The sequence below is a fragment of the Sphingobium terrigena genome (assembly GCF_003591655.1).
GTDB classification, from domain to species: Bacteria; Pseudomonadota; Alphaproteobacteria; order Sphingomonadales; family Sphingomonadaceae; genus Sphingobium; species Sphingobium terrigena.
The window spans coordinates 233,242-254,088 of the sequence record NZ_QVRA01000006.1; the positions used below are offsets into that span (position 1 = coordinate 233,242).

General features: G+C 63.9%; 16 protein-coding genes. 8 read left to right on the top strand and 8 right to left on the bottom strand.

The genetic code is table 11. The annotated features are described in order from the left end of the window. Positions 1–46 precede the first annotated feature (46 nt). The 6 genes from D0Z70_RS09370 to D0Z70_RS09395 form a co-directional block, all read right to left on the bottom strand. Complete coding sequence (locus D0Z70_RS09370; protein ID WP_182913908.1) at positions 47–331, bottom strand: ribbon-helix-helix domain-containing protein; 285 nt, start codon at positions 329–331, stop codon at positions 47–49. Then, on the bottom strand, positions 331–1,053 hold the full coding sequence (gene phbB, locus D0Z70_RS09375) for an acetoacetyl-CoA reductase (protein ID WP_119745641.1): 723 nt from the start codon (positions 1,051–1,053) through the stop codon (positions 331–333). The genes D0Z70_RS09370 and phbB overlap by 1 nt, the downstream gene beginning before the upstream one ends. Positions 1,054–1,071: 18 nt before the next feature. Then, entirely contained in the window at positions 1,072–2,082 is a 1,011-nt protein-coding gene (gene hemH / locus D0Z70_RS09380) for a ferrochelatase (protein WP_119745643.1), read from the bottom strand. Beyond that, positions 2,079–4,346, bottom strand: coding sequence for a molybdopterin cofactor-binding domain-containing protein (locus D0Z70_RS09385; RefSeq protein ID WP_119745645.1), 2,268 nt, complete (start codon positions 4,344–4,346; stop codon positions 2,079–2,081). The genes hemH and D0Z70_RS09385 overlap by 4 nt, the downstream gene beginning before the upstream one ends. Before the next feature lie 38 nt (positions 4,347–4,384). Next, on the bottom strand, positions 4,385–4,819 hold the full coding sequence (locus tag D0Z70_RS09390; RefSeq protein WP_119745648.1) for a CoA-binding protein: 435 nt from the start codon (positions 4,817–4,819) through the stop codon (positions 4,385–4,387). Between the two features lie 171 nt (positions 4,820–4,990). Beyond that, on the bottom strand, positions 4,991–5,956 hold the full coding sequence (locus tag D0Z70_RS09395; RefSeq protein ID WP_119745650.1) for an Mrp/NBP35 family ATP-binding protein: 966 nt from the start codon (positions 5,954–5,956) through the stop codon (positions 4,991–4,993). 73 nt (positions 5,957–6,029) lie between these two features. On the opposite strand from D0Z70_RS09395, the gene hflK reads away from it, so the two are divergent. The 7 genes from hflK to D0Z70_RS09430 all read left to right on the top strand — a co-directional run bounded on the left by hflK (position 6,030) and on the right by D0Z70_RS09430 (position 15,259). After that, positions 6,030–7,154 carry an FtsH protease activity modulator HflK gene (gene hflK / locus D0Z70_RS09400; protein ID WP_182913909.1) on the top strand — a complete coding sequence of 375 codons (1,125 nt, stop codon included), beginning with the start codon at positions 6,030–6,032 and terminating at the stop codon, positions 7,152–7,154. Next, on the top strand, positions 7,154–8,002 hold the full coding sequence (gene hflC, locus D0Z70_RS09405) for a protease modulator HflC (RefSeq protein ID WP_119745654.1): 849 nt from the start codon (positions 7,154–7,156) through the stop codon (positions 8,000–8,002). The genes hflK and hflC overlap by 1 nt, the downstream gene beginning before the upstream one ends. Before the next feature lie 292 nt (positions 8,003–8,294). Further along, the gene (locus D0Z70_RS09410; RefSeq protein WP_119745656.1) at positions 8,295–9,803 is read left to right on the top strand and encodes a Do family serine endopeptidase; all 1,509 of its coding nucleotides are present in this window, start codon (positions 8,295–8,297) and stop codon (positions 9,801–9,803) included. 161 nt (positions 9,804–9,964) lie between these two features. After that, entirely contained in the window at positions 9,965–11,596 is a 1,632-nt protein-coding gene (locus D0Z70_RS09415) for a helicase HerA-like domain-containing protein (RefSeq protein WP_119745658.1), read from the top strand. Positions 11,597–11,686: 90 nt separating this feature from the next. After that, the gene (locus D0Z70_RS09420; RefSeq protein WP_119745660.1) at positions 11,687–12,991 is read left to right on the top strand and encodes an MFS transporter; all 1,305 of its coding nucleotides are present in this window, start codon (positions 11,687–11,689) and stop codon (positions 12,989–12,991) included. Beyond that, complete coding sequence (gene cysK / locus D0Z70_RS09425) at positions 12,988–13,917, top strand: cysteine synthase A (protein WP_119745662.1); 930 nt, start codon at positions 12,988–12,990, stop codon at positions 13,915–13,917. Before D0Z70_RS09420 ends, cysK begins: the two co-directional genes overlap by 4 nt. Before the next feature lie 10 nt (positions 13,918–13,927). Then, positions 13,928–15,259, top strand: a complete 1,332-nt coding sequence (locus D0Z70_RS09430) for a cell wall hydrolase (protein ID WP_182913910.1) — start codon at positions 13,928–13,930, stop codon at positions 15,257–15,259. Between the two features lie 10 nt (positions 15,260–15,269). Here the strand turns inward: D0Z70_RS09430 and D0Z70_RS09435 are convergent, their stop codons facing one another. Both D0Z70_RS09435 and D0Z70_RS09440 read right to left on the bottom strand, forming a co-directional pair. Then, positions 15,270–15,479, bottom strand: coding sequence for a hypothetical protein (locus tag D0Z70_RS09435; protein ID WP_006950609.1), 210 nt, complete (start codon positions 15,477–15,479; stop codon positions 15,270–15,272). A gap of 326 nt (positions 15,480–15,805) precedes the next feature. Next, positions 15,806–16,144 (bottom strand): DUF6481 family protein, encoded by a 339-nt coding sequence (locus tag D0Z70_RS09440; RefSeq protein WP_182913911.1) that lies wholly within the window; start codon positions 16,142–16,144, stop codon positions 15,806–15,808. Between the two features lie 526 nt (positions 16,145–16,670). Here D0Z70_RS09440 and rpoB point away from each other — a divergent pair. After that, positions 16,671–20,834, top strand: a complete 4,164-nt coding sequence (gene rpoB / locus D0Z70_RS09445) for a DNA-directed RNA polymerase subunit beta (RefSeq protein WP_119745666.1) — start codon at positions 16,671–16,673, stop codon at positions 20,832–20,834. Positions 20,835–20,847: the final 13 nt, after the last annotated feature.

The window sequence follows — 20,847 nt, forward strand, 5'->3', positions numbered from 1 at the left end:
TGCTATTGCGAACCCTTCTCAGAGTCAACGCTATTGCGAATAATTATTATCTTTGTCGCAACCTGCCTGCGCAAAAAAGCCAGCAGCGGATCGCGCTGGCCAGATTGGGCGGATCGGGAGCGCCCATGCGGGCAAGGTCGATGCGGGCGATGAGGGCGTTGATCGGCAGGCCGTCACGCTGGGCGTGGTCGCGCAGCGCGTCCCAGAAAATCGGTTCCAGGCTGATCGCGGTCTGATGGCCCGCAATGGTCACGCTGCGCTTGACCGGCGGGGCGAAGGGCGACGCCAGGGGGCCGCCTTCCGGCCCGTCCATGGCGTCGCCCTTCATCATCAATACATATGCTGGCCGCCGTTGATCGACAGCGTGCTGCCGGTCACGAAGCCGCCATCCTCGCTACAGAAAAAGGCGACGCCGCGCGCGATTTCATGCGCCTGGCCCAGACGGCCGACAGGAATCTTGGCGACGATCTTTTCCAGCACCGCGGGCGGTACGGCGGCCACCATGTCGGTGTCGATATAGCCGGGTGCGATGGCATTGACGGTGACGCCGACCTTGGCGCCTTCCTGCGCCAGTGCCTTGGTAAAGCCATGGATGCCGGATTTGGCGGCGGCATAATTGACCTGGCCATATTGCCCCGCCTGGCCGTTGATCGAACCGATATTGACGATCCGGCCCCAGCCACGCTCGCGCATCCCGCCAAAGGTCGCCTTGGCCATGTTGAAGCAACCGCCCAGATTGATGCGCATGACTTCGTTCCAGTCGTCAAAGCTCATCTTGGCCAGCACGCCGTCGCGGGTGATGCCCGCATTGTTGACGACGATATCGACCGGACCAAGAGCGTCGGCGACCGCCGCGCAGCCATCCAGACAGGCCTGATGATCGCCCACATCCCATTTGAAGGCTGCGATGCCGGTGGCTTCGGTAAAGGCCTGCGCCTTGGCATCATTGCCGCCATAATTGGCCGCCACGGTATAACCCATGTCGCGCAACGCCAGGCTGATCGCCTCGCCGATGCCGCGTGTCCCGCCCGTCACGATCGCTACTCTCGACATATGCGCATCCTTCCCTGACTAACCGGGCTGGTTGATCCAGCCCGCAAGCTGACGGTCCAACAGCCTCTGGTACAGAGTGATAGCCGCCGCAGAGGCGTTTAGACAGGGCAAATAGGCAAAATTTTCACCCCCTTCGGACAAAAAAACCTCTTTCGCGCGCAGGGCGATTTCCTCTAGTGTCTCAAGGCAATCGGCCGAGAATCCGGGCGTTGCTACGGCAATGTTTCGGACGCCCTGTTGTACCAGTTTGGCGAGGGTTGCCTCGGTTTCCGGCTCCAGCCATTTGGCCCGGCCGAAACGCGACTGGAAGCTCATATGCACCGGTAGCGAGAGCGCATCGCGCAGCAAGCGCACCGTCTTGACCGACTGGCAATGATAGGGATCGCCCAGATGCAGGGTGCGTTCGGGCATACCGTGGAAACTGGCGAGCAGGGCGTCAGGGGTGAAGTCCAGCGCGGCGATGCTGCCCTCGATCGAGACTTTGAGCGCCGCGATATAGGCCGGATCGTCATGATAGGGCGGCAGGGTGCGGATGGCCGGTTGCCAGCGCATCGCCCTGAGCGCGGCGAAGGCGGCGTCATTGGCGGTGGCGGTGGTCGCGCCGCTATATTGCGGATAGAGCGGCGCGAGGAGGATGCGGTCGCAGCCTGCCGCTTTCATCACGGCAAGGCGCGAGGCGATCGAGGGATTGCCGTAGCGCATCGCCCAGTCGATCACCACGCCATCGCCCATCGCCGCCTGCATCGCATGGGCGGTATCGCGTGTGTGGAAGGCGAGCGGCGATCCCTGATCGGTCCACACCTGTTGATAGGCATGGGCGGATTTTTTGGGTCGGGTGGTCAGGATGACGCCGCGCAGGATCGGCTGCCACAGCAAGGGCGGGATTTCCACCACGCGGCGGTCGGACAGAAATTCGGCGAGATAGCGCCGCACCGATTTGGCGTCGGGCGCATCGGGCGTGCCAAGGTTGATGAGGAGCACGCCGACTTTGGGCGCGGGGATGGCGGGATGGTCTGGTGGCAGGGTCATGAGCTTCCCAGTAGCGGCAGGCTGCGCAAACGCTGACCTGTCCATGTGTACAGGGCGTTGGCGATGGCAGGCGCGACCAGCGGCGCGGCAAGATCGGTCACGCCAGCGGGCGGCGCGGTGCTGCGGATCAGTTCCACTGTCACTTCGCCAATATCGGCCAGACGCGGCAGGTTCATACGGCCCAATATGGCGCGGGTCGGCAGGCCGCGCTCATAGGGGACGGATGCGCCCATGGCATAGGCGAGGCCATAGATCAGGCCGCCCTCTATCTGTTGCCGGGCGATGTCGGGATTGACCTGATCGCCGACATCGACGGCAGCGATGATCCGGCCGACGCTCAGACGGTTGCCGCGCATGGCGGCTTCGACCATCACGGCAGCATAGGCGCCGTTCATCATATGGGTGGCGATCCCCTGCCCGCTGCCCGCTATCCCGCCCTGCCAGCCGCCCATGGCGGCAGCAGTCGACAGGCAATGGGCGAGGCGCGGATTGCCGCCGAGCATCTGGATGCGGAAGGACATGGCCTCGATCTCCGCCAGATGGGCAAGTTCGTCGACGAAGCTTTCAGTGAAGAAAGTGCCGTGGAGATGGGCGTTGCCGCGGGTGAAGCCGAGCGGGAGGCCGACATCGCAAGGATAATGATCCACTGCCCAGTTGGGAATCGCATAGGGGGGCACCATGCCCGCTATCGCCAGCCGGGTCGCCTTGTCCGCTGAGGCGGCCGCCGCTTCATGGGGAAGCGCGCCGTCGGCGATGCGTGCCCATGTCTGCGTCATGGCGCAGGGGGCGGCGACCTTGGCCAGCCAGCCTTCGATCGCGCCGTTGCGGCCGAGTTTTGCCGCCATGCGGGCATGGGCTGGCGCGGACGGGCGGTCCTGAATGACGTCCTCCAGCCGCGACCAGAGCAGTTGCACCGGGCGGCCCATGCCGCGGGCGATCAATGCCGCCTGCACACCGACGTCCCAATCCATTTTGCGGCCAAAGGAGCCACCGGCGTGGAGCGGATAGAGGGTGACGGCGCTTTCCGGCAGGTCCAGCGCATCGGCAATGGCGGCGATGGCAAAGCCGGGTGCCTGCGTCGCCATCCAGACTTCCGCGCCCTCATCAGTCACGCGGGCGGTGGCGCAGAGCGGTTCGAGGGCGAGGTGCAGCCCGGCATCGACCTGATATTCGCTGGCCAGGATGGTCGCGCCCTCGAACACCGGCAACAGATCGCCCTGGGCATAGAGGCGGCGGCCCGATGAACTGGAGAAAGCTGCCTCCAGCGTATCGTCTATGGTCGCGCTGCTGACGGGGGTGCCGCGCAGGGTGAAGATCGGGTCGGCAAGGTCGAGCGCCTTGTTCGCCGCCCACCAGTTGGTCGCGACGGCGGCGAGCCAGCGGTCCTGCCGGATCAGCTTGAGGAAACCGGTGACGCTGCTGGCGGACCGCTCGTCCAGTCCGGCGAGGGTCGCGTCGCCAATCGGTCCCTGCCGGATCGAGGCATAGACCATGTCGGGCAGGCGGATATCGGCGGCGAAATTATGGCTGCCGTCAATCTTGGACGGCGTGTCGAGCCGGGGCAGATCCTGCCCCGACAGGCGCCCGTCCTGCCCCTGCCGCAACGGCAAGATGGCGGGCAGGTCGAATCCTACCGCGTCCGCTACCACATCGCCGATCTTCATCCTCCGGTCGCCACCGTCGGTGATGAGGCCATTCTGGATGTCGCAGCTTTCCCAAGGGATGTCCCAGTTCGCCGCCGCCGCCTTGCACAGCAATATGCGGGCCGCTGCCCCGGCGTCACGGCAGGCGTCATGGAACATGGGGACCGACGTGCCACCACCAGTCAGCATCAGCGCATTGCGGGTAGCATATTGGCCGAGCGCCCAGTCGCCTGCATCGCCCAGCAGCCGGGTCCAGTCGCTCGCCAGCCAATCGCGAGCCAGCAATGTGTTGGCGTAGAGCGGGCTGATCGGCGCGCTCTGCACCGCGACGGTGCGCCAGTCTGCACCCAGTTCGTCGGCGACGATCTGGGGCAATATGGTGGTGACCCCCTGCCCGCTCTCGGTCTGCGGCACGATGACGATGATCTGGCCGGAGCGGTCAATCTTGAGGAAGGCGTTGACGATGGTTTCGCCGGGCGCGGCGTTGAGGTTGGGCGCGTAGCGGCGGGGCCATGCGCCCCAGGCTATCAGCAGGCCTGCCGCAGCGCCGCCGCCAACCAGCAGCGTGCGTCGGTCGATGCCCTTGATCCGGTCTGTTTTCTTTCGCGGGAAGCGGGCCATAGCCGCCTGATAGAGAGGCAGGCGCGGGCTGGAAAGCGTTATTCCGCGGCGATCGGCGCGATGCCGAGACGGGGGATTTCGATCGCCGGGCAATGGTCCATCACGACCTTGAGGCCTGCGGCTTCCGCGCGGGCGGCGGCGGTTTCGTTGATGACGCCGAGCTGCATCCAGACCGCTTTGGCCCCGGCGGCGATGGCTTCGTCCACGACTTCGCCAGCAGCCGCGCTGTTGCGGAAGATGTCGACCATGTCGATGGGGACACCGATGTCGGACAGGCGGCCCCAGACAAATTCGCCATGGACATGCTCGCCCGCTATCTGCGGGTTGACCGGCAGGACGCGATAGCCATGGGCCTGAAGGACTTGCATGACATGATTGCTGGCGCGGTCGGGCCGGTCGGATATGCCGACCAAAGCGATGGTGCGGGTTTCGTTGAGCAGGGAGGCAATGTCCTGCGGGGCGGTCAGCGGCATGGGTTTTCTCCTTTGCGGCTAGGACGAAGCAGGCGGCAGCGGCGTTCCCGGCGATAGGGGAATTATCGCTTAACTTCGCATATTTCCCGGCAAATGCGACATAATGTTACGTGGCGCTGATCCTATCGCAATGTCAGTCAGATTATACAGCGCCGTCCGCCTGTAGGACAGTCAAACCGTGCGACCGAGCCAGTCGGCGACCTTTTGCGCGATGGCGCGGAAGGCATCGGCATGGATGCCTTCGCCAGCAGCGGGAGGATCGCCAGCGTCTGACTGGCGGCGGATGTCGATGGCGAGCGGGACGCGGCCGAGGAACGGCATCGCCATCTCGCCCGCTGCGGTTTCCGCCCCGCCAGTCCCGAACGGATCGGAGATTTCGCCGCAATGGGGGCAGGCATAGCCCGCCATATTTTCAACCAGCCCAATCATCGGCACGCCGACCTGCGTAAAGAGGCTGACCGCGCGGGTCGCGTCGATCAAGGCCAGATCCTGCGGGGTGGAGACGATCACCGCGCCCGCCGGCTTATGCTTCTGCACCATGGTCAGCTGAATGTCGCCGGTGCCGGGCGGCATGTCCACGACCAGCAATTCGGTTTCGCCCCAGTCGGCGTCGATCAGTTGCGACAGGGCATTGCCAACCATAGGCCCGCGCCACGCCAGCGCTTTGCCCGGTTCGACCAGATGCGCCATCGACAGCATCGGGATGCCGGCCACGCCGGTGACGGGGATCAGTTTCTTTTCGCGCGCCTGGGGCTTCTGGTCCTCGCTGCCCATCAGCCGGGCTTGCGAGGGACCGTAAATGTCGGCGTCGACCAGGCCGACCTTGTGGCCAAGGCGGTGGAGCGCGACTGCCAGATTGGCCGAGAGGGTGGATTTGCCCACCCCGCCCTTGCCCGACGCGACCGCGATGATGCGCAGCGGGCGGCGTTCAGCCGTCTGGGCGATGCGGACATCGGTGACGCCCGGCACGGTCATCCCGCCGTCGCGGATCGCGGCGAGGATCGCGTCACGCTGGTCGGGACCAAGCCCGCCCACGTCGAGCGCGAGGGTCATGATGCCGTCCTTGACGCGCGGCGCGCTGGCGCGGCCATTGGTCAGAGCGGTCAGGCGGGCGGTAAAATCGGCGATATCGGTCATGGCGACGCCCTGTAGGAAATAATCGCAGCCATTGGCACTGTTTTTCGTGGATAAGCCTTCCTATAGAAGAGCGATGAAAAGAATTTTCGGGTGGATGCCCGGCATCATGAGCATGGCTCAAGGGCCTTGGGGCGGAAAAAGCGACGGGCCGGATGGCAATGACGGGAAAGGTCCGGGCGGCGATGGCGGCCCGCGCAACCCATGGACCCAGCCCAGCCGGCCCACCGGCCAGAAAGGTCCGTCGGCGATCGACGAACTGCTGCGGCGGGGGCGCGAAAGCTTTGGCCAGGGCGGCGGCGGTGGCGGCTTTGGCGGCCTGCCCCCGCGCGCCAATGGCAAGGCGTTGTGGCCTGCGGCGGTCGCGCTGCTGGTGGTATTGTGGCTGGTGCTGACCAGTTTCCATCGGGTCGGCCCGCAGGAACGCGGCGTTGTGACCTTCCTTGGTAAATATAGCCGCACGCTGTCGCCGGGTATCAGCCTGACCATGCCCGCCCCGTTCGAGACGGTGTCGACGGTGGACGTGGAAGAAATCCGCACCATCGACGTCGGATCGACTAATGCGGAAAGCGAAAATCTGGTGCTGACCGGCGACCAGAATATCATCGACCTCGCTTATTCGGTGCGCTGGAATATCCGCAACCCGGAGCTGTATCTGTTCCAGTTGTCGGACCCGGACGCCGCCGTGCGTGAAGTCGCCGAAAGCGCGATGCGGTCCGTGCTGGCAAGCGTCAGCCTGGACGATGCGCTCGGCGCGGGCCGCACCGCAATCGAACAGCAGGTCGAGCAGCGGATGCAAGAGATACTCGACGGCTACCGTTCGGGCATCCGTATTCAGGGTGTCGCGATCAAGCAGGCCGATCCGCCAAGCGCGGTCAATGATGCGTTCAAGGCCGTGTCGGCGGCGCAGCAGACCGCGCAAACCTATCTGAACGAAGCGCGCGCTGCGGCCCAGCAGGTGACGGCCAAGGCGCAGGGCGAGGCTGCGTCGTTCGACAAGGTCTATGAGCAATATCGCCTGTCGCCCGACGTGACCCGCCGCCGCATGTATTATGAAACCATGGAGGGCGTGTTGTCGAACGTCGACAAGACGATTGTGGAAGGCGGCAATGTAACGCCCTATCTGCCGCTGCCCGAAATCAAACGCCGCGCGGAGGCGACGCCTGCCCCCGGCGCGACGACCGTTACGGGAGGCCAGTGATGCCAGTCCTATTTCGCCAGCCCATAGCGCTTGCGCTGATCGCCCTGTTCCTGCTGATCGTGGTCGGCAGCACGGTGACGATCGTGCCGGAAACCCGGCAGGGCGTGATCGTGCGCTTTGGCGATCCCAAGGCGATCATCAACCGCTATCGCCAGAATGAGACGTTCGGCAATACCGGTGCCGGCATCATCCTGCGCTGGCCGTTTATCGACCAGATCGTGTGGATCGACAAGCGGGTGCTGTCGGTCGAGATGGAGCGGCAGCAGGTGCTGTCCACCGACCAGCTGCGTTTGCAGGTCGATGCCTTCGCCCGTTATCGCATCGTCGACCCGCTGCGCATGTATATTGCCGCGGGCAATGAGGAACGGGTGTCGGACGCGCTGCGCCCGATCCTGGGGTCGGCGCTGCGCAACGAACTGGGCAAGCGGCCCTTTGCCGCGCTGCTCAGCCCCGAACGGGGCCAGGTGATGCAGAATATCGAGGCCGGGCTGGACCGGGTCGCGCGCCAATATGGGGCGGAGATTGTCGATGTGCGGATCAAGCGCGCCGACCTGCCCGATGGCACGCCGCTGGAAAGCGCCTTCACCCGGATGCGGACGGCGCGTGAGCAGGAAGCGCTGACGATCCGCGCGCAGGGGGCCAAGCAGGCGCAGATCATCCGCGCCGAAGCGGACGCCAACGCCGCGCGCATCTATGCCGAAAGTTTCGGGAAAGACCCGTCCTTCTATGATTTCTATCGGGCGATGCAGAGCTATCGCTATACCTTCTCGCCCGATCGCACCGGGCAGACCAACATCATCCTGTCGCCGAACAACGAGTTTCTGCAACAATTTCAGGGACGTAAGTGACAGGGGCTGATCTGCCCGAAATCATCCTCCCCTTTAAGGGGAGGTGGATGGCCGCAGGCCATACGGAGGGGTGTCAAGCTATCGAGAGGGTGACACCCCTCCACCATCGGCTACGCCGACGGTCCCCCTCCCCTTGCAGGGGAGGATTGATAATGTCGCGCGAAACTAATCATGCCGGATCATTTCGGAACCAGCATCATTCAATGAGGGTTAAGGCAAGGCGGCGCATGTCCGGCTCTCCATCGAGAGTCCCGCCTTCCATTTCCTGAAGATCATGAGAGGACCGTCACGAGTGCGTTACGCTTATGCCATTACCGGCGCCCTGTTGCTGGGCGGCACCGCCATAGCCATCACATCCCCCATCGTCGGCGCGCAGACTGCGCAGAATGAAGGATTGCAGGCCGCCGCCCCGGCGGGCGCGCCCGCAAGCCTGGCCGACATGGTCGAAAAGCTGCAACCCGCGGTCGTCAACATTTCCACCAAGCAGCGGGTGGCGGTTCCACAAAACCCCTTTGCCGGCACCCCCTTTGGCGACCTATTCGGCCAGGGCCAGGCGCCGGGCGGACGGCCTCAGACGCGGCAGGCCCAGTCGCTGGGATCAGGCTTCCTGATTTCGGCTGATGGCTATATCGTCACCAACAACCATGTCGTGTCGGCAGGCGCGGAAGGCGCCAGCGTCGATTCGATCACGGTGACGCTGACCAACAAGGAAGAATATAGCGCCAAGCTGGTGGGCCGCGATCCCGCGACCGATCTGGCGGTGCTGAAGATCGACGCGAAAAAGCCCCTGCCCTTCGTGAAGTTCGGCGACAGCAGCAAGGCGCGCGTGGGCGACTGGGTCGTCGCTATCGGCAATCCCTTCGCCCTGTCCGGCACGGTGACGGCGGGCATCATCTCCGCCCTGCATCGCGGCACTGGCGGCACTTATGACAAGTTTATCCAGACCGATGCGTCGATCAATCAGGGCAACAGCGGTGGCCCGATGTTCGACATGCGCGGCAATGTGATCGGCATCAACAGCCAGATTTTGTCGCCGTCGGGCGGCAATGTCGGCATCGGCTTTGCCATTCCGTCCGAACAGGCTGCGCCGATCGTCGCGACCCTGCGTCAGGGGCAGAGCGTCAAGCGCGGCTATCTGGGCGTGCAGATCAGCCCGCTGGGCGAGGATCTGGCCGACTCGCTGGGTCTGGCCAAGAATCGCGGCGAATTCGTCCAGGGCGTCGAGCCGGGCAAGGGTGCGGACAAGGCCGGGATCAAGGCTGGCGACGTGATCGTCGCGGTCAATGGTCAGGAAGTGAACCCGGACCAGAATCTGTCCTCGATCGTCGCCAGCCAGCCGATCGGCAGCAAGGTGCCGATCGTCCTGATCCGTAGCGGTCAGCGCCAGACGGTGACCGCGATCGTCGGTGAGCGTCCAACCGAAGATGAACTGAACAACTTCGCCCCGCAACAGGATGAGGATTTCAGCCAGCAGGACCAGAATCCGGGTCAGGCAGCGCAGCAATCGCTGGGCATTTCGGCGATCCCGCTGACGCCGAGCATCATCCGCCAGCTGGGCGTGGCCGCCGATACGCGCGGCGTGGTGATCACTGCCGTTGACGGTTCGACCGATGCCGGGGCCAAGGGGCTGCGGCGTGGCGATGTCATCATCAGCGCCAACAACCGCCCGGTCACCAGCCAGGCGGAGCTGGACGCGCAGGTCAAGGCGGTGGCGGCACAGAACCGCAACGCCATCCTGCTCCAGGTGCTGCGTCGCGGCCAGCAGCCGATTTTCCTGCCGGTGCGTTTGCGCGATAAATAAGCGCCGCGCTTGCCGGAACGTGCTTCCGCTCTGTAGGGTGGATGCAGCCATATCAGACCCGTTCGGGCTGAGCTTGTCGAAGCCTTGTCTTTCTTCTCAAGAAGAACGGCCCTTCGACAGGCTCAGGGCGAACGGGTGTTTTTTGTCAGGGGATTGGGCGGATGAGCGACGGCATTTTCATTGGTCTGGGCGCGCCGGACAAGGATGGCGGGGTCCGCCAGTTGCTCAACCTGCGCCGGGCCAATCGCCACGGGCTGATCGCTGGGGCGACCGGCACGGGCAAGACCGTGACGTTGCAGGGCATTGCCGAGAGTTTTTCCGCGCTGGGCGTGCCGGTGTTCCTGTCCGACGTGAAGGGCGACCTGTCCGGCATTGCCATGGCAGGCTCCCCGACTTTCAAAAATGCCGACAAGCTGGTTGCGCGGGCAGCGGAGATTGGCCTTTCCGACTATAGCTATGCCGATAATCCGGCGATCTTCTGGGATCTGTACGGGGAGCAGGGTCACCCCATTCGCACCACCGTCAGCGAGATGGGACCGCTGCTGCTGGCGCGGTTGATGGGCCTCAACGAAACGCAGGAAGGCGTGCTGACCATCGCCTTCAAATATGCCGATGAGGAGGGGTTGCTGCTGCTCGACCTTGGCGATTTGCAGTCGATGTTGGCCTATTGCGCGGAGAATGCCGATACGCTGTCTGCCCGCTACGGCAATGTCACCAAGGCGAGCGTCGGCGCGATCCAGCGGCAGTTGCTGCAACTTGATTCGCAGGGCGGCGACCATTTCTTTGGCGAACCGGCGCTCGACATTCATGATTTTCTGAAAGTGGACGATCAGGGGCGCGGCTATATCAATGTGCTGGCCGCCGATAAGTTGATGCAGAGTCCCAAGCTCTATGCGACCTTCCTGCTGTGGCTCTTGTCCGAACTGTTCGAGACGCTGCCCGAAGTGGGCGATCCCGACAAGCCGGTGCTGATCTTCTTCTTTGACGAGGCGCATCTGCTGTTCGACGAGGCGCCCAAGGCGCTGACCGACAAGATCGAGCAGGTGGTGCGGCTGATCCGGTCGAAGGGGGTGGGCGTCTATTTCGTGACCCAGAACCCGATAGACATACCAGAGGAAGTCGCCGGGCAATTGGGCAACCGGGTACAGCACGCGCTGCGCGCCTTCACCCCGCGCGACCAGCGCGCGATCAAGGCGGCGGCGGAGACGTTCCGCATCAATCCCGACCTGGATGTCGAGACGGCGATCACGCAATTGAAGGTCGGCGAGGCGCTGGTGTCGCTGTTGCAGGAGGATGGATCGCCCGGCATCGTCCAGCGCACGCTGATCGCGCCGCCGCGATCAAGACTGGGGCCGGTCTCGCCCAAAGAGCGGGCGATCATCCAGTCGATTTCGCCAGTGACAGGCAAATATGACGAGGCGATCGACCGGGAATCGGCGGAGGAGATATTAGCTGCGCGCGGCAATGCCGCAGCGGCGGCCGCGGAGGCGAAGAAGGCGCAGGATGAGGCCGAGCGGACCGCCGCCGTGCAGGCCAAGGCCGAAGCCAAGCAACGCGAACAGCAGATCAAGGAACAGGCGCGCGCGGACGCTGCCGCTGCGCGCGAGGCCGCCAAGCCATCGGCGATTGACAAGGCGATCCAGTCCGCCACCCGCGCCGCCGGTTCCTCGGTCGGACGGCAGGTCGCCAACGAACTGGGCCGCGCGGTGTTCGGCGGATCAAGCCGCAAATCGTCGGGCGGCGGGATTGCGGGGAAGCTGGTGCGGGGGATTTTGGGCAGCTTGTTCAGGTAAAGCCATGGCATCGCACCGCCAAGAAAAGCTGCGTCCTTTGCCTGGCGCCATGGTTGCCTGTTTGCGGGGACAGCGGCTAAAGCCTTTGGCATGACAGCCCCCTCCCCGCATCGCCATCCTCTGCATTTCAGCGATTTTCGGGCCTATCTGATCGGGCGGATGACGGCGGTGCTGGCGCAGTACAGCATGATGATCGTGCTGGGCTGGCAAGCCTATAATATCGCGCGGGAAACGATGACGACGGCGGGCGCGTCGGCGCAGCTGGGGCTGATCGGTCTGGCGCAATTTTTGCCGCTGTTTTTCCTGACGCCGCTGACCGGATGGGTCGCGGATCATTATGACCGGCGGATCATCACCCGGCTGACGCTGACATTGCTGACCGCTGCGGCGGCAGTGCTGGCTTTTGCGACCTTTGAGGGCTGGGTTGGCCTGCCGCTGATCTTTGGCATTGCGGTCATCGTCGGCATAGCCCGTGCTTTCAATGGCCCGGCCTATGGCGCGCTGGCCCCCAATCTGGTGCCGCGCGAGGTGCTGCCCAATGCCATCGCCATATCGGGCGTAGTGTGGCAGGCCGGGTCGATCGTAGGACCAGCGCTGGGCGGATACGCCTATGCGGCGACGCCCTGGGGCGCCTATGCGCTGGCGGCGATCCTCTATGCCGTGGCGCTGGGCGCGATGATGCTGATCGGCCCCGTGCCGCAGCCCGAACGCGACATCACCCGCCACCCGATCCGCCAGATGATCGACGGGCTGACCTATGTGCGAACCAACCGGCTGGTGCTGGCGACGATCACGCTGGACCTGTTCGCGGTGCTGCTGGCGGGGGCGACCGCGCTGTTGCCGGTTTATGCCCGCGACATATTGCATGTGGGATCGGCGGGACTGGGGCATCTGGCCGCGGCGCCGGGAATTGGCGCGGGGCTGGTGGCGTTGTGGTTCTCGTTTCGGCCATTGAAGAATGACGTCGGCGTCAAGATGCTGGGGGCAGTCATCCTGTTCGGCATGGCCACCATAGCGTTCGGTTGCACCGCCTTCCTGCCGCGCAGCATCGCGATGGAATTTGGCATCGGCGCGCTGGTCGTGCTGGGCGCGGCGGACATGATTTCAGTGTTCGTGCGCCAGTCGCTGGTCCAGCTCCATACCCCCGACGCCATGCGCGGGCGGGTGTCGAGCCTGTCGCAGCTGACGATTTCGGCCTCCAACGAGCTGGGCGAGGCGGAAAGTGGCTTCCTTGCCGCGCTGGTCGGGCCGGTTGCCGCTGTCATTGGCGGCGGCATCGGTGCTATCGTCATCACCCTGTTCTGGGCGCGGCTCTTTCCCGAATTGCGCCTTGCACGCACCTTCGACCCACCCGACATAAGGGCGGCGGACCTCAGCCAGGAGAAAGCCCCATGAAAGCTGCCACGATACTCGAAACCATCGGCAATACCCCCCATGTCCGGGTGAACCGGCTGTTTGGCGATGCGCCTGAGGGCACAGAAGTCTGGATCAAGTCGGAACGCTCCAATCCGGGCGGGTCGATCAAGGACCGGATCGCGCTGGCCATGATCGAGGCGGCGGAGGCTTCGGGCGATCTGCAACCGGGCGGCACTATCATCGAGCCGACTTCGGGCAATACCGGCGTGGGACTGGCCATGGTCGCGGCGGTCAAGGGTTATAAGCTGGTGCTGGTCATGCCCGAAAGCATGTCGATCGAGCGGCGGCGGCTGATGCTGGCCTATGGCGCCAGTTTCGACCTGACCCCGCGCGAAAAGGGGATGAAGGGCGCGATCGAGCGCGCGCTGGAGCTGGTGGCGCAGACCCCCAATAGCTGGATGCCGCAGCAGTTCGAGAATCCCGCCAATATCGCGATCCATGCCCGCACCACCGCGCAGGAGATATTGGCCGACTTTGCCGACGCGCCGATCGACGTGCTGATTACCGGCGTCGGCACTGGCGGGCATATTACCGGCACGGCGGAGGTGCTGAAAAAGGCCTGGCCGGGGATCAAGGTCTATGCGGTCGAACCGACCCTGTCACATGTCATCAGCGGCGGCCAGCCCGGCCCGCACCCGATCCAGGGGATTGGCGCGGGATTCATTCCGGCCAACCTGCATACCCAGTTGCTCGACGGGGTGATCCAGGTCGATCCGGCCGATGCGAAGGACTATGCGCGGCGGTCGGCCAGCGAGGAGGGTATCCTTGTGGGCATTTCTTCGGGCGCGACGCTGGCGGCGATTGCGCAGAAGCTGAAGGAACTGCCTGCGGGCAGCCGGGTGCTGGGCTTCAACTATGATACGGGCGAACGCTATCTGTCCGTGCCCGATTTCCTGCCGGAATGATCATCACATTATGACGAATGGATCCGTTTCCAACGAGCCGCATCCCTGGGTGTGGCTCGTCTGGCTGGCGCTGTTCGTCGGCCTGCCGGCCGCTGTGGCGGGATGGGAACCGCGTGCGCCGCGCGAGGGGACGGCGGCGCGTTTTGCCCATGCGGCCTCATCCCGCGCGATCAGGCCGTCTACCCCGCCCCCGACCGTCGAACCGGTTGCCGTCTATGCGCTGCCTGCCGATCGCGCGCGGGCGCTCAATGCCACCATCCCCTTTTCCCGACTGTCCAACCCGGCGGCGCGACCATTCCGGTTTGAAGGGTCTGCCACCGACCTGGCCCGCGCCGTGGATTGCCTGGCCGCCGCGCAAATCTATGAAGCGGGTGATGATGCCGTCGGGCAGCGGGCTGTCGCGCAGGTCGTGCTCAATCGCGTACGCCATCCCGCCTTCCCCAAAACAGTGTGCGGCGTCGTCTTTCAGGGGCAGGAACGGGCCACTGGTTGCCAGTTCACCTTCAGTTGCGACGGCGCACTGGCCCGCACGCCCTCCCCCGCTGTCTGGGATCGGGCGCGGGCCATTGCGCGCGGCGCGCTGGCGGGCGACGTGTTCGCGCCGGTGGGCTATGCTACCCATTATCATACCGACTGGGTCGTTCCCTATTGGAGCGGCAGCCTGGACAAGCTGGCACGCGTCGGCACGCATCTCTTCTTCCGCTGGCGCGGCTGGTGGGGGACGGCGCCTGCCTTTCGCGCTTATGGCACCAGCGGTGGCGAACCGCTGATCGAGCGGATTGCGCGCCTGTCTCCTGCGCACGGCATTGCGGGCCTGCCGCTGCCCAGCGCCATCACGCCGATGGCCGACAGCGCCGACGCGATCGCCGCGCAGGCGCGGCAGGCGATCGGTCTTGACCAGATCGGCAAGAGCGTGGGCGGCGTCAGGCTGATCGCTTTGGCTGACATCCGCAGTTTTTTGGTCGAATTACCACGCGGCAGCAGACCCGACAGCTGGCCCGAAAGCGCCCGCACCTTCTGCGCGGGGCGATCACAATGCCGGATCATGGGGTGGACGGCACATGACGCGCCGAAGGAATTGCCGTTGACGCTGGCCAATCTGGCCGCAATGCGGTTTTCCTACATTCACGATACGCAGAATGGATTGCAGCGGGCCTTGTGGAACTGCGACAAGATCCCGCGCACCGACAAAGGCGACTGTATGCGTCGGCGGGTGCCGGTCGCCATGCCGGTGCCGCCAGCGCCAACCGGACTGGCCGGGGTGCGGCGCATGGACCGTTTTGAAACGGTAAAGATTGCGCCAATGCCGGAAACGTCGACAAGCGACGCCGGCCAGCCCTGAAAACCAATGATTATTTCGTCGCGAACTGGCCGGCTTCGGCCTTGAACATGTCGCGCGCGAAGGCGCGGACGGCGGTCGCGGTCTTGAATTTCTCGTCCTGGAGCAGTGACGAGGTCAGCGGATAGCCCTGCGAATTATAGCGGGTTTCCCGCACGGTCAGGCGGAAATGGCCTTCTTCATCTTTGCTGATCAGGAAGGGTCGGATTGCTGCGCGGCTCATAATGCCTCCTTGTAAATGACAGAAAAAAGGGGAGCGCCAACCGGCGCTCCCCCGACATGATCGATATTTAGCCCACCATATCCGCAACGATCTGCTTGAGCTGGTTAGCGGACAGGGTGCCGCCCGGCGTCAGGCCGGGATGATAAGGGCGCTTCCTGTCGAACAGCGAGAGCGTGGGACGTGGGCTTCTGGGTGAATGGTTATGCAAAATTATTCCTCGCGGCCAATGCCGCGTAACAAGTGATTTGGGTCCATGGCGGCACCATGCCGGCCATGCGACCATAAGTATGTCAGCCGCGCGCCATCGGGCGCGACCTGGGGCGCTGTCAGCGCCCGCCTTTGCGGCTCTTGCGGGCCAGGTAGCGCGCGTCGCGCGCAGCCTTGCGTTCTTCGTCGGTCAGTTCCGGCTTGATCGCAGCAGCGGCAGCTTCCGCCTCCAGACGCGCGCGTTCCACCTTGGCGGCGCGTTCTTCTTCGCGGGCGAGCTTGGCCAGCCGACGCTTTTCCTGTTCGGCAGCGGCCTTCGCCTCTGCAGCGGCGGCGCGTTCGGCCGCCAGCACCGGATCAACCGGGGGCTTGGCCCGCAGCTTGGCAAGCGCCTTGTCACGCGCCTGGGTGGCGAGCGCCCTGCGTTCCTGAAAATCGGGTTCCTTATATTTCAGCATTCGTTCTAATCTGTCCTGCATTGCGCATGATATGAGAGGGATGCGCGACTATTCGCACATCCCGGCTTTATGAGGCGCGATGGGGGACAAGAGGAGAAGCCTTGAGGCAGTCCGATATCCGTCAAAAGGCGACGTAAGCAAATTCCATATAGCAGCTGTTGCAGCAAAAGGGAAGGTGCGGGCAAAAACGGGGCCATGACTCTGGCGCAGCGGCGGCGCTTACCCCCTTCACAAAGGGTGGAGCCTGTCCTATATGCGCCCTTCGAAATCCGGTTCAGGCAGCTTTACGGCATGGCAGGAACCGTCTCCCGAATCGTCCGGGGTACAGGGTCGCATTGCGCACGATCACTGGCAGTATGGGGCGAATTTGGCGGGTTACAAGACGCTGACAGTGCGGTTCGGACAGTCCCGACCCGCACTTTTTTGCGTGGATGCAGGGGTGCGAATCACCCCTTCCCATTCGCGTTCAGGCTGAATTTTCGCTGCGATGCGAAAAATACGCGACGAACGAAGGCAAGGACAACGCATGGCGACCAAGGCTCCCTCCATCAGCAACACCGGCGCGAAGAAGCGCATCAGAAAGGTGTTCGGCGACATCCACGAAGTGGTGCAGATGCCGAACCTGATCGAGGTTCAGCGCGAAAGCTATGAACAGTTCCTGCGGTCGGACCCGTCGATCGGCTATGTGTCGGGCCTGGAAAAGACGCTGCGCAGCGTGTTCCCGATCCGCGATTTCGCCGGCACCGCCGAAATGGATTTCGTCCATTACGAGCTGGAAGACCCGAAATACGACACCGAGGAATGCCGTCAGCGCGGCATCACCTATGCAGCGCCGATGCGCGTTACCCTGCGCCTGATCGTGTTCGAGGTGGACCAGGACACCGAAACCCGTTCGGTTTTGGACATCAAGGAGCAGGACGTCTATATGGGCGACATGCCCCTGATGACGGGCAACGGCACCTTCATCGTCAACGGCACCGAGCGCGTCATCGTCAGCCAGATGCACCGTTCGCCGGGCGTCCTGTTCGACCATGACCGGGGCAAGACCCATTCGTCGGGCAAATATCTGTTCGCAGCGCGCGTCATCCCCTATCGCGGTTCGTGGCTGGACTTCGAGTTCGACGCCAAGGACATCGTCAACGTCCGTATCGACCGCAAGCGCAAGCTGCCGGTCACGGCTTTGCTCTATGCGCTGGGCCTGACCGCCGAGGAAATCCTGGGTCACTTCTACAATAAGGTGACCTTCGTGCGCAGCGAAGGCGGCTGGCAGATTCCCTATCTGGCCGAAGCCTGGCGCGGCCTGAAGCCTGCCTTTGACATTGTCGATGGCAATTCGGGCGAAGTCGTGTTCGCCGCCGGTCACAAGATCAGCCCCCGCGCCGCCAACAAGGCGGAAAAGGACGGCCTTACCACGCTGCTGATCCCGACCGAGGAAGTCTATGGCCGCTACAGCGCCTACGACCTGATCAACGAAACCACTGGCGAGATTTACATCGAAGCCGGTGACGAAGTGACGCCCGAAAATCTGGAGAAGCTGGACAAGGCGGGCATCGACCGTCTCGAACTGCTCGACATCGACCATGTCGGCACCGGTCCGTGGATCCGTAATACGCTCAAGGCCGACAAGGCCGAAGAGCGCGACCAGGCCTTGAGCGATATCTATCGCGTCATGCGCCCCGGCGAACCGCCGACGAAGGAAACCGCCGAATCGCTGTTCGCGGGCCTCTTCTTCGATCCTGAGCGCTACGACCTGTCGGCGGTTGGCCGCGTGAAGCTGAACATGCGTCTCGACCTGGACGCAGAGGACACCGTCACCACGCTGCGGACCGAGGATATCCTGGCCGTCGTCAAGGAACTGGTGAACCTGAAGGACGGCAAGGGCGAAATCGACGATATCGATAACCTCGGCAACCGTCGCGTCCGTTCGGTCGGCGAGCTGCTGGAAAACCAGTATCGCGTCGGGCTGCTGCGCATGGAGCGCGCCGTCAAGGAGCGTATGTCGAGCGTCGATGTATCGACCGTGATGCCCAACGACCTGATCAACGCCAAGCCCGCCGTGGCTGCGGTGCGTGAATTCTTCGGCTCCTCGCAGCTGTCGCAGTTCATGGATCAGACCAATCCGCTGTCGGAAGTCACCCACAAGCGCCGCGTGTCGGCGCTTGGGCCGGGTGGTCTGACGCGCGAGCGTGCGGGCTTTGAAGTCCGCGACGTTCACCCGACCCATTATGGCCGTATCTGCCCGATCGAAACGCCCGAAGGCCCGAACATCGGTCTGATCAACTCGCTGGCCACGTTCAGCCGGGTGAACAAGTACGGCTTTATCGAAACGCCCTACCGCAAGGTCATCGACCATAAGGTGACGGACGAGGTCGTGTACCTGTCCGCCATGGAAGAGGCCAAGCACACGATCGCGCAGGCCAACGCCGAAGTCGATGCCGAGGGCCATTTCGTCGAGGATCTCATCTCCAGCCGCGAAGCTGGCGAGTTCCTGATGGCGCCGCGCGACCATATCACCCTGATGGACGTCAGCCCCAAGCAGCTGGTGTCGGTTGCCGCGTCGCTCATTCCGTTCCTGGAAAACGATGACGCCAACCGCGCGCTGATGGGATCGAACATGCAGCGTCAGGCGGTGCCTCTGGTCCGCGCCGAAGCGCCGTTCGTTGGCACCGGCATGGAAGGCACGGTTGCCCGTGACTCCGGCGCGGCGGTCGCGTCCAAGCGCGCGGGTATCGTCGATCAGGTCGATGCGACCCGTATCGTCATCCGCGCCACCGGCGACATCGCGCCGGGCCAGTCGGGCGTGGACATCTACACGCTCCAGAAGTTCCAGCGTTCCAACCAGGACACCTGCATCAACCAGCGTCCGCTGGTGAAGGTCGGCGACCTGATCGAGGCTGGCGACGTCATTGCCGATGGTCCCTCGACCGAGTTCGGTGAGCTGGCGCTGGGCCGCAACACGCTGGTCGCGTTCATGCCCTGGAACGGCTACAACTATGAAGACTCCATCCTGATCTCCGAGCGGATCGTGAAGGATGACGTGTTCACCTCGATCCATATCGAGGAGTTTGAGGTCATGGCCCGCGACACCAAGCTGGGGCCAGAGGATATCACCCGCGACATCCCCAATGTCGGTGAAGAAGCGCTGCGCAACCTCGACGAGGCGGGCATCGTTTACATCGGCGCGGAAGTCGAGCCGGGCGATATCCTGGTCGGCAAGATCACCCCCAAGGGTGAATCACCGATGACCCCGGAAGAAAAGCTGCTCCGCGCGATCTTCGGTGAAAAGGCGTCCGACGTGCGTGACACGTCGCTGCGTCTGCCGCCGGGCGTTGCCGGGACGGTCGTTGAAGTGCGCGTGTTCAACCGCCACGGCATCGACAAGGACGAGCGCGCCATGGCGATCGAGCGGGAGGAAATCGACCGCCTGGCCAAGGATCGCGAGGACGAACGCGCCATCCTGAACCGTGCGACCTTCAACCGCCTCCAGGAAATGCTGATCGGCCAGACCGCCACCGCCGCGCCCAAGGGCGTGCGCAAGGGCGTCGAGATCGACGAGATTCTGCTGGGCGAAGTCGAGCGTCATGAATGGTGGAAATTCGCGGTGGCGGACGATGTCCGTCAGGCGGGCATCGAAGCCGTCAAGGCGCAATATGACGAAGCGGTGAAGATCATCGTCGACAAGTTCGAGGATCGCGTCGACAAGCTGCAGCGTGGCGACGAGCTGCCGCCGGGCGTGCTCAAGATGGTCAAGGTGTTCGTCGCGGTGAAGCGCAAGCTGCAACCGGGCGACAAGATGGCCGGTCGTCACGGGAACAAGGGTGTGATTTCGCGCATCCTGCCGGTCGAGGACATGCCGTTCCTGGAAGATGGCACACATGTCGACATCGTGCTCAATCCGCTGGGCGTGCCGTCGCGCATGAATGTCGGGCAGATCTTCGAAACGCATCTGGGCTGGGCTGCCCGTGGCCTTGGCCAGCAGCTCAAGCACGCGCTGGAAGAATGGCGCGAGGCCAATCCGAACCCGTCGGCGGGCGACATGCCCGACGCGGTCAAGGACCGGCTGCTGACCGCTTATGGCCCGCAATATGCCGCCGAGATCGAAGCGCGGACGCCCGAACAGATCATCGATCTGGCCGAGCATCTGGAACGCGGTGTGCCGATGGCAACGCCGGTGTTCGACGGCGCGCGCGAAGCGGACGTGTCGACCATGCTGGAGCTGGCAGGGTTGCACACGTCGGGTCAGAGCGACCTGTTCGACGGCCGCACCGGCGACAAGTTCGACCGCAAGGTCACGGTCGGCATCATCTACATGTTGAAGCTGCATCACCTTGTCGACGACAAGATCCATGCCCGTTCGATCGGCCCCTACTCGCTCGTCACCCAGCAGCCGCTGGGTGGTAAGGCGCAGTTCGGTGGCCAGCGCTTCGGGGAAATGGAGGTCTGGGCGCTCCAGGCCTATGGCGCCGCCTATACGTTGCAGGAAATGCTGACGGTGAAGTCCGATGACGTTGTCGGCCGCACCAAGGTCTATGAAGCGATCGTCAAGGGCGACGATACGTTCGAAGCGGGCATCCCCGAAAGCTTCAACGTGCTCGTCAAGGAAATGCGCTCGCTGGGTCTGAACGTGGAGCTGAACACGCTCGACGAGATCCCAGAGGACGAAGGCGGCTTCGCGGCAGCGGCGGAATAAGGGTTTTGCGGGC